Below are 14,755 nucleotides of genomic sequence, written 5' to 3' on the forward strand. Positions count from 1 at the left end.
TTAATAATCCCTGGATATGCGGACGTTGGCGCTCTGGCGCCCCAGCGTGGAGATGGCGCCCAGCAGCGAGAGCCAGCGCGTGACCTGATATTCGATACGCGTCGCCGAATAGCCCTGCCCGTCGGTGATGAGTTCCACATAGGTCTTGCGGGTCAGATATTTGCCCGCCGCGATCGACGTGCCCTGCCCCTGGGTCGGATCGGCGGCGATGATGCGCAGCCGGTCGAGGCCCGCCGCCTTGCGCACCGCGTTGATCGGGTCCAGCCCGCTTCCCCCCTGGAGAGAGCCGACCGCCGAAGCGAGCTGGAGCGCTTCGGGCGCGGACAGGTTGGTGATCGACGTGCCGAACAGGATGCGCGAGAGCAGTTCGTCCTGCGGCAGGGCCGGCGTGCTGGTGAAGCTGATGTCGGGGCGCAGCCCGGTGCCGCCGACATGGATGGTGGCGGACAGGTCGCTGACATCGGCTTCGGCGCTGATGTCGAGCGTCGGGTTGACCGGGGTCCGGCCATCGAACTGGATATGGCCTTCGCGCAGTTCGAAGCGGCGCCCGGCAAATTCATAGCCGCCACGCACCAGTTCCGCCCGGCCCGCGATGGCCGGGCTGGTCACGGTTCCGCCGATCGTCAGGTCGGCCCGCCATTCGCTGTCGAGGCCAAGGCCCGTGACGGTCAGGCGATTGCGTGCACGCGCCTTCACCGCCAGCGCCCAGGGCACGGTGGCGCGCTGCTGTTCGATCTCCTCGCCGCGCCGGTTGATCTCGACCACGCGCAGTTCCGGAATCTGCGCCACGGCGGCGGCGCGCCCCATGGTGAAACGGCTGCGGTTGAGCGTCAGGTCGCCGCCGATCGTGCCGCCCACCCCGTCCGATCGCAGGGTGATCGGCCCGGTGACGGTCGCGGCGATATCGTCGCGCTCCAGCAGCGCGGCATTGTCGGCCTGGAGCGCCAGGTCCATGCCGACGCCCGCTATGCCGTTGAAGGTGAAGCGGCCCGTGCCGTTGACCGTGCCGCCATTCTGCGCCGTCGCGGCGAAGCTGGAAATGACGAGCTGGGCACCGGAGAAGCGGCCCCGCGCCCGGACATCGCGCAGCCGCATGCCGGTGACGGGGCTGTTGATCGCGGCCTTGTCGGTCGCTAGCTGCCCGGTGATCAGCGGATCGCCCAGCGTGCCGCGCATGTCGGCCGTCACGCTGACCGGACCGCTGATGTCGACAATCTCGACGCCGGTGAGGCGCCAGAGCGTGTCGGCCGTGCCGCCAAAGCGCAGCTGCGCGAACAGCGGCGCGGCATTCAGCCGCTGCACCAGCCCGCCCTCGCGGCCAAGCGGCGTCAGCAGCGCCTGCCCCCGGCCGATCGTCTTGCCGTCGGCGACGAAGATCATCCGGGTCGCCAGCCGATCCGACGTCAGCGCGGCATTGACGCCGACATCGACCGGCCGTGAACTCAACGACAGGCCGGAGCGGGACAGGCCGCGAATGCGCAGTTCCGCCTTGCCGGTGGGAAGGCCGCCGCGCGGCTGGGCGTAGCTGAGCGATCCGGTCGCCATGCCGCCAAGGCCCAGATTGTCATAGGCGATGTCGAGCAGCGACAGTGGGAGCTTTTCCATGCGCGCTTCGATATGGGTCGATGCGCTGCCCAGTTCGCCAGCCAGTTGCAGTGATCCGCCGGCATAGCTGACCGTCGTCGGCGACAGGCGCCAGCCATCCTCGGTCCGGGTCAGCAGCGCCGCGCGATTGAGGCGGATGGGGCGCTTGTCGATTGTGCCGCCGGCCGACAGGCGGATGCGGTCGGGTTCGACCTGCGCCTCGCCCTGAAGCTCGAAGAGGCGGCCGCGCTGGCCCGACAGGCTGCCGCGTATCTGCCCCTTGCCATCGACCAGTTCGGCGTTTGCCGCGAAGCGGCCGAGCAGCGCGCCGCCCACGCGCAGCCCACGCGCCTGCGCCGTGGCCGTGACCGTCGTGCCGTCGGGATCGAGCAGGATAGTGCCGTCCAGCGTGCCGCGCCGCACCGCGATGATGGTCGGCCCCTCGAAACTGGCGTCATTGGCGGTGAGCTTGAGCTGCACCTGCTGCGCATCGTTCACCGGCCTGAAATTGATATAGCCGGTAACGGGGCCGAGCACGCCGAGCTGTCCGGCCAGTCCGCCCGCGACCGGGCGAATGTCGCCGCTGGCGGTGACGCCGGAGACGGCAAGATTGGCGACCCGCACCACCGCCTGCCCGCCCGGGGGCAGCAGAATCACGCCGCGCCCGGTGAACGGGCCGAGCGTCGATCCGCCATTGGCTGTGTAGCTGTAGCCGTTGGCGTCGGGGATCAGCTTCGCCCGCACGTCGCGCAGGCCCAGTGCGTCCATCGGCCGGGCCAGCAGCAGGTCGATGGTCGGGCGCTCGATCCGGCCGTCCAGCGTCAGGGTGACGGGGCCATAGCGGCCATGGCGCCCGCTGCCCTCCAGATGCAATGTCCCGTCGCGGTGGCGCAGACCCTGCCCCGCCAGCGTCAACAGCGGCGATTCGAGGCGCAGATTGCTGAGCGCCAATTGCCCGTCGGGCCGCAGTTCCAGTCCGCTGCGCGCGGTCGGCAGGCCGCCGCCCAGCGTGCGCAGGAAATCATTGTCGAGCCGCCGTACCCGCGCCAGCGCAGTGCCGCCAAGGCCGAAGCTGCCGTCGCGGCGCGGCACGGCCCGCAGCTTGGACGTCAGGTCGACAATGCCCAGCCCGCGAATGAACAGGTTGCTGATCTGCCCGTCCAGACCGAAATCATAACGGCCGGTCTTGAGGTCGGCGATCATCACCAGCTTGCCGCGCAGCTTGTCCGAACGGAACTGCATCGGATTGCTGACGATCTGCTGCCCCTTCAGTTGCAGCACGCCATCGAGCTGAAAATTGCGGACTATGCCCTCGACCAGTTCGCCTTGCCCGTCCAGCCGGCGCGCGCGCAGCCGGAGCGGGACCATAGCGGAGCCGTTGGCGGCCTGCCTGCCCTTACCTTCGGCCCGCACGTCGCGGATCACGGTCCTGTCGAAGGCCAGTTCGCGCGCCGTCAGCAGATATTCATAGCCCGGCGTGCTGAACGGACCGTCGAGCCGGATCTTCGCGGCGATGTCACGGCCACGCATGGTCCGGAGCAACGCCTGCGGCCGCGACAGTTTCAGGTCGATCAACAGATTGTCGAGCGCATTGTTGCGCAGGTCGATGGCTCCGTCGGCATCCAGGTCGAAGGCGGCGGAGCGCAGAGCCATCCTGCCGTCGATCACCCGGTCGACCATCGTGCCGCTGGCGCGTACCGACAGGCGCGGATCGGCCATGCGGCGCAACAGGCCATTGCCGGCGACAGCGGCCGTCTCGATCGTGCCGCGCGCCGAATAGGCACCGCTGCGCGCCGCCAGAACGAAGTCGGCGGCCGCATCCCCATCGACCATGGCTGCCAGCCGCCCGTCCCAGCGGCTCCAGCTGCCCTTGCCGCCGATGCGCAGATTGGCGTCCTGCTTCAGGCCCGCCATCGCCGCCAGCACACCGCCTTTCGGCGCATTGACGGTAACGTCCAGCTTGAAACGGTCGTCGTCCGGCCGGCTGTCGAGCGCGATCGTGAGCGCATCGCTGCCGTCGAGCGTCCGCGCCGCCAGGTCGATGATCGCGCGGCCGCCGCGAATGTCGGCATCCCCCGTCATCGTCGCGGTCTGGATACGGCCGGTGACGGCAGGCGCGATCGTCAGCCGGCCAACCGAAAACTGCATCAGGCGAATGTCGAAGCCCGGCAGGATCGGGCCGCGCCGCTGGGTCGGATTAAGCCGGGGCAGCTTGTGCAGCGTCGCCTGCGGAATGGCGAGCCGGTCGATGTCCAGCCGGTTGGACAGCCAGGCGAAGGGCCACCAGTCCAGTTCGACGCGCGGCGCATCCAGGAAGCGCCCCCTGGGATCGGACAGGGTCAGGTTGCGCAGTACCGCCTTGCGATAGATGCTGCCCTCGATCGCGCCGACATGGATGCGCAGGCCCGATGCCGACTTGATCGTGGCGATGCGGCCGGCAAGGTAGCGATGGCCGCCCGACGTGTCGAGCCAGGCCAGCGCGCCGACGACGACCAGCAACGCCGCCGCCAGCAGCCCCGCCACCCAGCGCTGCCAGCGCCCATCCCAGGCACGTCGATGGGTCACCAAAGGCGGCGGCGTGACGGTGGCGGGCGAAGGCGCGTCGTCGGCCATCAGAAGGCCTGCCCCAGCGAGACATAGACGGCGACCTTCGGATCACCCGGCTGGGGGTTGAGCGGCGTGCCGACATCGACGCGGATCGGCCCGAAATTGCTGTAATAGCGCACGCCCATGCCCGCGCCGATGCGCAGGTCGCGGAAGCGCGGCAGGAAGCTGGTCGAGATATTGCCCGCATCGACAAAGGGCACCACGCCGAAATTGCCGAACCGGATGCGGCTTTCGAGCGAAAATTCAGCCAGGCTCTTGCCACCGACCGGATCATCATCCTCGCCATAACGCGGGCCGATCGCCTGATAGCCATAGCCGCGCACCGACGCGCCGCCACCGGCATAGAAGCGCCGCGACGGCGCGATCTGGTCGACGGTCGAGCCCAGGATGGTGCCGAAGCGCGCCCGCGCGGCGACGACCACCCGCTCGCCCACCGGCTGGTAGACGCTGCCATCCACCTGTACCTTGGCATAGCCGAAGGTCTTGTCCTGGAAAGACAGTTCCGGGCTGATCCGGCCGCCCAGTCGAAAACCCTTGCTGGGATTGAGCAGGTCGTCGCTGCCGTCATAGGTCAGGCTGAGCGGCACAGCACCGATCAGGAAAGTCCGGCGCGCGCCCCCGGAAAAGGCGTCCGCTTCGTCCGAGGCGATCAGTTCCGCGCCGACGCGCCAGACCCAGTTCTTCTGGAACAGGATGTTGGTCTGCCGCTCCAGCCCGCCCGACAGGGTGATGGTGCGCGCATCATAGGCGTCGCGCTTGATGTTGCTGATCGACACCAGCCCGGTCAGCACATTGTCGCGGCGATGGAAATTGTTGCGGCGATAGGTGAAGGATGCGGTCTGCTCCTGCGTGCCGATCACCCCGCGCAGCGTCACCGCGCCTTCGGGCGGGAACAGGTTGCGATGCTGCCAGCTCACTTCCGCGCGATAGCCTTCGCCGGTGCCATAGCCCAGTTCGCCCGCGATCGTGCGCAGCGGCGCGGGGCGCATGTCGACCGCCAGATCGACATGCTCGCCATCGCCGGCATCCGTCGGCGTCAGCGTGACCGACGACACGAGGCCGGTGGCGACGATCGCGCGGCGCAGATCCTCGACGTCGGACGCCATATAGGTGTCGCCGGACTTGAAACGGGCGATTTCCTGCACATGATGCGCGCTGAACAGCGCGTCATCGTCCATGCGGATCGCCCCGAACCGGCGGAAGCCGCCCGGCGTGACGATGATATCGAGGTCGCCCTTGCGCTCCTCATGGTCGATCCGCACGTCCGGCTCGTCTACCTTCGCGAAAGGAAAGCCGCTTTCGGACAGGACGGCGGCCAGATTGTCGCGCCCGGCCAGGATCGCATCGGCATCGACCGGATCGTCGACCTTGGGCGGGAAGGCGGCGCGGAGTTTCGGCTCCTGCTCGCCGGTTTCCGCAAGCCCCGGAAGATCGACCGACGACAGCAGATAGCGCGTGCCCGGATTGATGTCGAAGCTGACCGCCAGCCGGTCGCTGCCCGCCGCAGGAGGCGCCACGCTGCCGCGGATGCGCGCGGCATAATAGCCCTTGGCACGCAGCAGGCGATCAAGCAGATCCCGGTCTTCCTTTATGCGCCGGTTGATCTGGGCGAGGTTGGCGGGCTTGTCCTGCCCCAGGCGCAGGGCGGACAGCTCATCGAAACGCTGGGTGAACTGGGCGTCCGCGATCGCATCGACGCCGGCCAGGACGACCGTGTAACGGCGCTCCTCGCCAGCGTCAGCGAAGGTCGCCGCATCCTCCACCGGTTCGACGACGGTCGACGCCGCCTCCCCGGACGGGTCGGACGGCGCGGCGGCGTTCTGGTCCGCGGGGTCGGCGGGCAGCGGATCGATCCTGTCGGGCTGCCCCATGTCCGGCCAGTCCAGACCGATGTCCGGCATCGCGTCGAGCGGCGCGTTCACGTCAGGTGCGGCTTCGGGGGGTGTCACTTCGGACGCGGGCGCCTGCTGCGCCTGCGCCATGCAGGGGGCGAGCAGCACCAACGGCGCTAGACAGAGCCGGGTGGGATGCGGGCGGCGGCCGTTAGTGCGGCGTCGGGTCCGCAAACCATGGGTCATGGCGAACGGTCTAGACCAACTTCGACCGCCATGGCCAGTCCAGAAGCGCGATAATGCGCCGCGCAATCAGAAAGCGGTGCTCAGACGATCGAGCAGCGCCCGCGCCGGGCCGGGACCTGATGGGCCGGACAAGCCGTCGAGTCTTTCCTGAAGCCGCATGACCCGATCGTAGAGATCCTGGCTCCCCTCGATCAGCGCGCGCGCAGCGAAGGGGAAATCGGCAGCCAGCGCCGGATCGGTGAGCGTGGCCCGCCCGAGCCGATATTTCTCGTCGCTGAGGTCGGCGGCGCCGATCTCTCCGCGCTGCCAGGCGCGCTGGCTGAGCAGCCAGGCGATGACATGCATCAGCCGGGTCGTCACCTTGAGCGATTCGCAGGCGAAGGCGACGCGGCGCAGCGGATCCTGTATCTCCTGCTCGTCCGGCGTGCCGCGATCGAAATAGGCCCGCGCCTCATCCGCCATCACCATGGCTTCCAGATAGAGGCCGTCGACGAGGCGCCGATGGAGGCCAGGATCAAGAAAGGCTGCGTTCTTCATGGGCAATGACTGACATAATAGTGCAATTCTGTCAGGTCCGTTAATCGCGCCCTGTCCCATTCGGGGGCGACGGACGCGCCGCGGACGAAAATTCGGGCGGGCCGATCAGGCGATGATGTCCGGAACCAGCTGGTCCTCCAGCAATGCGATCTCGTCGCGCAGGCGCAGCTTGCGCTTCTTGAGACGCGCGATCTGCATCTGGTCGCCGCCGCCCGCATCCACCAACGCCATGATGGCGCCGTCGAGGTCGCGATGCTCGACTCGCAGCAGCTCCAGACGGCGCATGATATCTTCCCGGCTCACCGTCCTGCTCTGACCCCATTTGCACCGAACGGCCCCTGATAGCGCCGGAGCGACAGACGGGCTACCGCAAATTCGCGGGCAGCCCATCGCAAAGGATCAAAGAGGGCGAGACAAGCCCCATGATTGGTGATTTACTTCGTCGTCCATCACCCTCGTAAGGAGATTGTCATGGAAAATAGCCACGTTTCAGCTCTTTCAGCCAAGCATGCCGGCCTTGAGGCCCGAATCAAGGCGGAATCGAGTCGGCCGATGCCCGACGCGATCCTGGTGGCCTCGCTCAAGAAGCAGAAATTGCGGCTCAAGGAGGAAATGGCCGGGCAGCACTGAACAGGGCTGCCGCCCTTCCGGGAGGAGGTCAGGAACCGGCGGCGAAGACCGCCGGTCCGACCCCTCGACCAAAAGTATCAAAGAGCGGATCGACCGCACGAAAAGGCCCCGGAACCATCGGTTCGCGGGGTTTCTTATTGGCTGGCGCCGGATTTGCCGGCGACTGATATCAGCGCCGCATGCGAGGCGGCTGATGCGTGCGCAGATAATCCGGCATCTGCGGGGTCGCGCCGGACGTCACCGACCTGCGCGCGAGTTGCGGATCGATCGGCGCATCGAACGCCACTCCGATCTTGTCCCCCCGCGACCAGGCCACGCTGCCGCAGACCCTGCCGACGCCGCGCAGGTCCAGTTCGATGCGGGCTCCGGCCGCCACGGGACGCTCGCAATCCGCCATCAGTCCGGTCGCGGACAGGTTGCGGATTCGGGCCTTGCCCAGATCCTCCCCCTCAGACGAAATGAGGCTGGTCAACAGGAACAGGCTGTCGCGCGGCGCGGATCGCGCCGGCCCTCGGTCGGAAATGCCCTGTTCGTCTTCCATGAAAAACCCGCGAATAGCTATCGTTCAGTCGCTGCCAAGCTATTCGCGGGAAATGGAAAAAAGGTTAATCGTCGCGAGAGACTTTTTCCTGCCGCTCGTGCCGCTCCTGCGCCTCGACGGTCATCGTCGCGATCGGTCGGGCTTCGAGCCGGCCCAGCGAAATGGGTTCGCCGGTCACTTCGCAATAGCCATATTCGCCATCGTCGATTCGGCGAAGCGCCGCGTCGATCTTCGAAATCAGCTTGCGCTGGCGATCACGGGTGCGCAGTTCGATCGACCAGTCCGTCTCGCTCGACGCCCGGTCGTTGAGGTCGGGTTCCCGCAGCGGTTCATTCTGCAGCACGGCCAGCGTGCCCTCCGCTTCGGCCAGGATCTGCTTCTTCCAGTCCCAGAGGCGCTGCCGGAAATATTCCAGCTGCAACGGATTCATGAACTCTTCGTCGGACGAAGGCCGATAGTCAGGGGGAAGCGTTACCGTCGATTTGGGCGGCTTACCGCCGTCTTTCTCGGAATTCAGGACCGATGCCATCTAGCTCTCCGACTCTTTGGCCCCGGCGCTAGAAGTTCCGGGGCGCCCATGACTTTTCATTGAGCGCGCCTCATAACCATGGGTGCGGGGCGACACAAGCGGACATTCAAGGACTTGTATGCCTTGCGGCACGATTCTGTCGCATCGGGACGGCGGACGGGCCGGAAGCCTCGACGGGCGACGCGCATGTTCATGGGCTGGCACGCGGGCGTTCCATAGTGGGACGTTAACCATATCCCTTGAGAAGACAGGCGGATTTCCCTCGACTAGCACCCCGGATTCAGGGTTAACGACATTGCAGTTAACCCTTTCTTTTGCGTTCATGCGCTTAGAGAGTTCCCGTTCGCTCACCGCCAATATCGGATTGGCCAGGGGGCGGGGGACAACAGGACAAGAGTGGACCCTATGTCGGTACGGATGGCATTGGCTAAATTATGCGCCTGCACCTGCGGCGGAGCGATCATCGGCGGCGGCGCCGTGCATGTCGCCGAAAGCGCGCGCCCGGCCGTGGTCCACAGCAGCAAGAGCACCAAGGCCGCGCCCAAAAAACGCTACGCCGTGCGGACCGTGCAGCGCAAGGTCGTCAAGACCGTGACCGCCTGCGCGCCGCAGACGGTGACCGTGACCAGCCAAGCCGCGCCGGTGCCCCTGCCCGCACCCGTCCCGATGGCGGAAATGCCGATGATGTCGGGCGGCGGCGGTGCCGTGCCGGTCGTCATGGGCGGCGGTGGCGGCTTTGGCGGCGGCGGTTTCTTCGGCGGCTTCTTCGGTGGCGGCGGCAGCGGGGGCGGATCGGTGGTGATCTCCTCGACCAGCAGCTCGACCGGCGGCATCAGCAGCTCGACCAGTTCCACGACGGGCGGGGTATCGACCTCCACGGGCGGCGTTTCGACGTCAACCGGGGGCGTGTCCACGTCGTCGGGCAATGTCTCGACCTCGTCGGGCGTCAGCAGCAGTTCGTCATCGTCCAGCTCCAGCTCGTCCTCTTCCTCCTCGTCCAGTTCCTCGTCGAGCAGTTCGAGCGGCGGCAAGCCGGACAAGCCCGATCATCCCGGCTCCACCGGCGGCAGCAGCGGCTCTTCCAGCAGTTCATCCTCGTCCAGCGGATCGTCCTCATCGGGTGGATCGTCGAGCTTCGGCAGCACCGGCAGCTCTTCATCCTCGTCGAGCAGCAGTTCCTCGTCCAGCTCGTCATCGAGCAGTTCGAGCGGCGGGTCGAGCAGCACCGGCGGTACCGACGTTCCGGCTCCACCGATGGTGCTGCTCTTCGGCGCGGCCGCGGTGGCGCTGGTCGCGCGCCGCCGTTTCGCCGAACGCAAGGCGAAGGCGACGGCCTGAAACACGATACCGGTTCCCTCTTCGCGAGGGGTCAAGGAGGGCGGTTCCGGGGGGCCGCCCTTTCTTGCATCCGGCGACCGGTCAGCGGCGATCAGATGGCGGCGATCAGCTTCTCGATCTCCGGCACCGGATGCCCGGTCAGATCCTTGGCGATCTCGCCCACCAGCCGATCCTGCACCACCTTGTGCAGATGCTTGCGCATCTCGCCCAGCGCGGCCGGCGGCGCGACGATGATCAGCTTCTCATAATCGTTGGCGAAGGCGCGGCGCTTGAGCAGGTCGGCCGCCTCGGCCGCAAAGCGCTGCTCCTCCAGATCGTGAAAATTCACCCGCTCCATGGCGCTGCGGTGGTTGCCGACCGAATTGAAGGAGCGCCCCGGCGCGTCGGAAGCCTGGTTCCGGTCGGGCGGATTGTCCTGCACCCGCACTTCTTCCGCCTCCAGCTGGGGGAAGGCGCGGTCGCCCTTGTTGCGGAAGAAGAGCAGCTTGCGCCCGTCCGCCACCAGTACCATCGCGTCATGATCGATCAGCATCGCCTTCTCCTTCAGCTTTTCGGTGATGCCGTACCAACGGACGGTGGCGCGCAGGGTTGCGCGGCCCGTCGCACAGCGGCATAGGGCTGGCCCATGCACGACATCCGCTTCATCCGCGAAAACCCTGCCGCTTTCGACGCCGCCCTCGCCCGGCGCGGCCTGGCGCCGCTGTCCGCCGACATATTGGCGATCGACGAGAAGAGCCGCGCCATCAAGACCGAGTTGCAGCAGGGCCAGGCCCGCCGCAACGAGGCGAGCAAGCTGATCGGCCAGGCCATGGCGGCCAAGGACATGGAGAAAGCCGAAGCGCTGAAGGCCGAGGTCGCCGCGCTCAAGGACCGGATGCCCGCACTTGAAACGGACGATCGCGACACCGGTGAGGCGCTGACGGCCATGCTCGCCGCCATCCCCAACCTGCCTGCCGACGACGTGCCACAAGGCGCGGACGAAGCTGAAAACGTCGAACTGGCCCGCTGGGGAACGCCCCGCACTTTCGACTTCGCGCCGCAGGACCATGCCGATTTCGGTCCGGCGCTGGGTCTGGATTTTGAGGGCGGCGCACGCCTGTCCGGCGCGCGCTTCACCGCGCTGCGCGGCCAGATGGCGCGGCTGCACCGGGCGCTCGCGCAATATATGCTCGACACCCAGGCCGCGACCAACGGCTATGAGGAAACCGCCGTCCCGCTGCTGGTCCGCGACGAGGCGCTGTTCGGCACCGGGCAATTGCCCAAGTTCGCCGAGGATCTGTTCAAGACGACGGACGGCCGCTGGCTGATTCCTACCGCCGAAGTCTCGCTCACCAACCTGGTGGCCGATCAGATCGTGCCGGCCGACAGCCTGCCGCTGCGCCTGACCGCGCTGACGCCCTGCTTCCGCTCCGAGGCGGGGTCGGCCGGGCGCGACACGCGCGGCTTCATCCGCCAGCACCAGTTCGAGAAGGTCGAGCTGGTCGCCATCTGCGCGCCCGAGGACTCGGCGACCGAGCATGAGCGGATGGTCGCGGCGGCTGAGGGCATATTGCAGGCGCTGGGCCTGCCCTATCGCAAGATGCTGCTCTGCACCGGTGACATGGGCTTTGGCGCGCGCAAGACCTATGACCTCGAAGTCTGGCTGCCGAGCCAGAACACTTATCGCGAGATCAGCTCCGTCTCCAATTGCGGCGACTTCCAGGCGCGGCGCATGAATGCGCGCTTCAAGCCGGAAGGGGCGAAGCAGACCATGTTCCTGCATACGCTGAACGGATCGGGCCTCGCCGTGGGCCGCACGCTGGTGGCGGTGCTGGAAAATTACCAGCAGGCCGACGGCAGCGTCATCGTTCCGGACGTGCTGGCGCCCTATATGGGCGGCGTGACGAAGCTGGAAGCGAAGTAACAGATTTCCGTTCGCAACGAACGGATAAGGAGTGTCCGTTCATGCGTATCCTGCTCACCAATGACGACGGCGTTCACGCCCCCGGCCTCAAGGTGCTGGAGGAGATCGCGCGCCGCTTTTCCGACGATATCTGGATCGTCGCGCCCAGCGAGGAACAATCGGGCGCCGGCCATAGCCTGACCCTCACCCGCCCGCTGCGCATCCGCCAGCATGGCGAGCGGCATTACAGCGTCACCGGCACCCCGACCGACGCCGTGATGATGGCGGTCGGCCATCTCATGAAGGATGCCCGGCCTGACCTGATCCTGTCGGGCGTCAACCGCGGCGCCAACCTGGCCGAAGACGTAACCTATTCGGGCACGGTCGCAGCGGCGATGGAGGGGGCGATCTCCGGCATCAAGTCGATCGCATTGAGCCAGGTCTATGCGCGCGAGGGCATGGGCGACGCCGTGCCCTTCGCCGCCGCGACGGCCTGGGGCGAACAGGTGCTCCGCCCGCTGATCGCCATGCCCGCCAGCCCGCGACTGCTTTTCAACGTCAATTTCCCGGCGATCGATCCGGCAGCCGTGAAGGGCATCCGCGTCGTGCGGCAGGGTTTTCACGATGTCGACCGCACGCGCATCGTCGAAGGCACGGACCCGCGCGGCTATCGCTATTTCTGGTTCGGCCTGGGCACCAGCCAGTCGGTGCCGGAGGGGACCGATCTCGCCGCGATCGCGGAGGGTTATGTGACCGTGACGCCGCTGCACTATGACCTGACGCAGGACAGCGCGATGGCAGCGACGGCGGCACTGTTCGATTGACGGCCGCGCTGCTGTAAAAGGCTGGCAAGTCCGGCACGATCGGGTAAATGAGGGGCGATGCAGCGCCTGCCCTTGTCCCTCGCCATTCCCTGTGTTTCGCTGGCGCTGGCCGCCTGTATTCCCGCCGAAGCGGAGCATCCGGCCCCCGCCCCGGCCGGGACGCCCGCCCCGCCGCCGCACAAGCGCGTGGATGCGCCGGGCGTGACGCTGGCCGAACCCGAACCGGTCTGGACCGCGCAGCAGGTCGTGGCCAATGCCCGGACCGTCAGCGCCTCCACCTATGTCGTCCAGCCCGGCGACACGCTGCGCGGCGTCGGCAATCGCACCGGCGCGGGATCGGAAGCGATCGCGCGCGCCAACGGCATCGCCCCGCCCCATGTCCTGCGCGCGGGGCAGCGCCTCTCCATCCCAGGCGGCCGCTATCATCTGGTGGCGGAGGGCGAGACCGGCATCGCCATCGCGGCGACCTATGGCGTGCCCTGGCGGCAGATCGTCGCGGTGAACGGGCTGGAGCAACCCTATGTCCTGCGTCGCGGCCAGCGCCTGCTGCTGCCGGGCGGCACGCCGGCCACCCCGCCCAGCCTGGAGCAGCGCGCCGCCGCCTTCCGCATCGACATTGACGATGTGCTGACGGGAGGCCAGCCTGCGGTGAAGGACAATGCCCCGATCGCCGTCGCCTCTTCGCGGCCCGACCCCCTGCCCGCCAACAGGCCGATCGCCCAGCCTGCAGCCTTCGGCGGCAGCTTCGCCTGGCCTGTCAGGGGGCCAATACTCTCCCGTTTCGGCCCCGGCGCGAGCGGCGCCAGGAATAACGGCATCGACATCGCCGCGCCCACCGGCACGCCGATCCGCGCGGCCGCGGACGGCGTGGTCGCCTATGCCGGGGACAAGATCGCAGTGTTCGGCGGCCTGGTCCTCATCAACCATGGCGGCAGCTGGGTCAGCGCCTATGGCCATGCCAGCCGGATCGACGTGGTGCGCGGGCAGAAGGTGCGACAAGGCCAGGTAATCGGCCTCACCGGTGACACCGGCTATGCCAGCAAACCCAAGCTGCATTTCGAACTGCGCAAGGACCGCACGCCGGTAAACCCCATTGGACAGCTTCCCCCGGCATGAGGATCCACCGGCCGCCTGCCTCCTCCCCCACGGCCGGTTTCCTGCGGCGACGCTCCTCCATGCCGATGTGGCTCGACCTGACATGGCGCGTGGGGCTGGTGTTCGGGCTGATCGCGCTGGTGCTGCTGCTCCACTGGGTCGGGCGCGATGGCCTCAAGGATAATCATGACGACCAGATCAGCTTCATCGACGTCCTCTACTTCACGACGGTGACCGTCACGACGGTCGGCTATGGCGACATCGTACCGGTCACGCCCGAAGCGCGGCTGTTCGAATCCCTGGTCGTGACGCCGATCCGCCTGTTCGTCTGGCTCATCTTCCTCGGCACCGCCTATAATCTCTTCTTCCGCAACATCATCTACAGGTGGCGCATGGCACGCATCCAGGCCGATCTGCACAATCACATCATCGTCACCGGGTTCGGCACCAGCGGGCAGGAAGCCGTCCACGAACTGCTGGCCCGCGGCACCGACCCGCGCGAAATCGTCGTCATCGACGGCAGCGAAAAGGCGCTGGCGCTGGCGGAGGAGCTGGGCTGCAACATATTGTGTGGCGATTCGACCCGCGACCGGACGTTGAAGGATGTCGCGATCCACCGGGCGCGCAGCATGATCGTGTCGGCGGGACGCGATGATACCTCCATCCTCATCACGCTGACCGCCCGGCATCTGGCCCCGCGCCTGCCGATCAGCATCGTCGTGCGCAACGAGGATAATGAACTGCCCGCGCGCCAGGCGGGCGCGACCACCGTCATCAACCCGGTCAGCTTCGCCGGGCTGCTGCTGGCGGGCAGCACCAGCGGCAGGCATGTCGCTGATTATATGGCCGACCTCGCAGCATCGGGCGGGCGGGTGAAGCTCAACGAACGGCTGGTCCTGGCGGAGGAGATCGGCCGCCCCCTGTCGGCGATCCGCACCGGCCTGGGCGTTCGCATCTATCGCGACGACCGCCCCATCGGTTTCTGGGAGGAGGAGGCAAAGCGGCTCCAGACCGGAGACGTCATCATCGAAATCGCGCAGGGCGACGATACCGGAACCAGCCGCCCGCCGAGCTGATTCCAGCACCCCGTGACATTTGGCGCGAAAATCC

Annotated in this window: 14 protein-coding genes; 5 read left to right on the forward strand and 9 right to left on the reverse strand. The window is 67.3% G+C overall.

Translation table 11 applies throughout. From position 1 onward, the window contains the following. The 4 genes from K3M67_RS09350 to K3M67_RS09365 form a co-directional block, all read right to left on the reverse strand. Entirely contained in the window at nucleotides 1–4,197 is a 4,197-nt protein-coding gene (locus K3M67_RS09350) for a translocation/assembly module TamB domain-containing protein (protein ID WP_285831345.1), read from the reverse strand. After that, nucleotides 4,197–6,269 (reverse strand): autotransporter assembly complex protein TamA, encoded by a 2,073-nt coding sequence (locus K3M67_RS09355; RefSeq protein ID WP_084439208.1) that lies wholly within the window; start codon nucleotides 6,267–6,269, stop codon nucleotides 4,197–4,199. The genes K3M67_RS09350 and K3M67_RS09355 overlap by 1 nt, the downstream gene beginning before the upstream one ends. Nucleotides 6,270–6,335: 66 nt before the next feature. Next, nucleotides 6,336–6,806 (reverse strand): DUF1465 family protein, encoded by a 471-nt coding sequence (locus K3M67_RS09360; RefSeq protein ID WP_066862750.1) that lies wholly within the window; start codon nucleotides 6,804–6,806, stop codon nucleotides 6,336–6,338. Nucleotides 6,807–6,911: 105 nt separating this feature from the next. Further along, on the reverse strand, nucleotides 6,912–7,091 hold the full coding sequence (locus tag K3M67_RS09365; RefSeq protein ID WP_066862747.1) for a YdcH family protein: 180 nt from the start codon (nucleotides 7,089–7,091) through the stop codon (nucleotides 6,912–6,914). A gap of 186 nt (nucleotides 7,092–7,277) precedes the next feature. Between K3M67_RS09365 and K3M67_RS09370 the strand changes: the two genes are divergently transcribed. Beyond that, nucleotides 7,278–7,436: a YdcH family protein gene (locus tag K3M67_RS09370; protein ID WP_066862970.1), complete on the forward strand. Its 159-nt coding sequence runs from the start codon at nucleotides 7,278–7,280 to the stop codon at nucleotides 7,434–7,436. A gap of 169 nt (nucleotides 7,437–7,605) precedes the next feature. Here the strand turns inward: K3M67_RS09370 and K3M67_RS09375 are convergent, their stop codons facing one another. From K3M67_RS09375 to K3M67_RS09395, 5 genes are all read right to left on the reverse strand, one after another. Beyond that, nucleotides 7,606–7,977, reverse strand: coding sequence for a PilZ domain-containing protein (locus K3M67_RS09375; RefSeq protein WP_285831346.1), 372 nt, complete (start codon nucleotides 7,975–7,977; stop codon nucleotides 7,606–7,608). A 64-nt stretch (nucleotides 7,978–8,041) separates the two neighbouring features. Beyond that, nucleotides 8,042–8,506: an RNA polymerase-binding protein DksA gene (gene dksA / locus K3M67_RS09380; RefSeq protein WP_066862742.1), complete on the reverse strand. Its 465-nt coding sequence runs from the start codon at nucleotides 8,504–8,506 to the stop codon at nucleotides 8,042–8,044. A 551-nt stretch (nucleotides 8,507–9,057) separates the two neighbouring features. Beyond that, nucleotides 9,058–9,546: a hypothetical protein gene (locus tag K3M67_RS09385; RefSeq protein ID WP_066862740.1), complete on the reverse strand. Its 489-nt coding sequence runs from the start codon at nucleotides 9,544–9,546 to the stop codon at nucleotides 9,058–9,060. Nucleotides 9,547–9,552: 6 nt separating this feature from the next. Next, nucleotides 9,553–9,849 carry a hypothetical protein gene (locus K3M67_RS09390; RefSeq protein WP_157102617.1) on the reverse strand — a complete coding sequence of 99 codons (297 nt, stop codon included), beginning with the start codon at nucleotides 9,847–9,849 and terminating at the stop codon, nucleotides 9,553–9,555. A gap of 86 nt (nucleotides 9,850–9,935) precedes the next feature. After that, complete coding sequence (locus tag K3M67_RS09395; RefSeq protein WP_285832921.1) at nucleotides 9,936–10,376, reverse strand: host attachment family protein; 441 nt, start codon at nucleotides 10,374–10,376, stop codon at nucleotides 9,936–9,938. Between the two features lie 93 nt (nucleotides 10,377–10,469). On the opposite strand from K3M67_RS09395, the gene serS reads away from it, so the two are divergent. The 4 genes from serS to K3M67_RS09415 are packed head-to-tail and all read left to right on the forward strand — an operon-like array spanning nucleotide 10,470 to nucleotide 14,721. Then, on the forward strand, nucleotides 10,470–11,747 hold the full coding sequence (gene serS, locus K3M67_RS09400) for a serine--tRNA ligase (protein WP_066862734.1): 1,278 nt from the start codon (nucleotides 10,470–10,472) through the stop codon (nucleotides 11,745–11,747). Between the two features lie 41 nt (nucleotides 11,748–11,788). Continuing rightward, entirely contained in the window at nucleotides 11,789–12,550 is a 762-nt protein-coding gene (gene surE / locus K3M67_RS09405; protein ID WP_066862731.1) for a 5'/3'-nucleotidase SurE, read from the forward strand. A 57-nt stretch (nucleotides 12,551–12,607) separates the two neighbouring features. After that, the gene (locus K3M67_RS09410) at nucleotides 12,608–13,666 is read left to right on the forward strand and encodes a M23 family metallopeptidase (RefSeq protein ID WP_066862729.1); all 1,059 of its coding nucleotides are present in this window, start codon (nucleotides 12,608–12,610) and stop codon (nucleotides 13,664–13,666) included. Continuing rightward, nucleotides 13,663–14,721: a potassium channel family protein gene (locus tag K3M67_RS09415; protein ID WP_285831347.1), complete on the forward strand. Its 1,059-nt coding sequence runs from the start codon at nucleotides 13,663–13,665 to the stop codon at nucleotides 14,719–14,721. The genes K3M67_RS09410 and K3M67_RS09415 overlap by 4 nt, the downstream gene beginning before the upstream one ends. The last annotated feature ends 34 nt before the right edge of the window (nucleotides 14,722–14,755 follow it).

This window comes from Sphingobium sp. V4 (genome assembly GCF_029590555.1).
GTDB lineage: Bacteria > Pseudomonadota > Alphaproteobacteria > Sphingomonadales > Sphingomonadaceae > Sphingobium.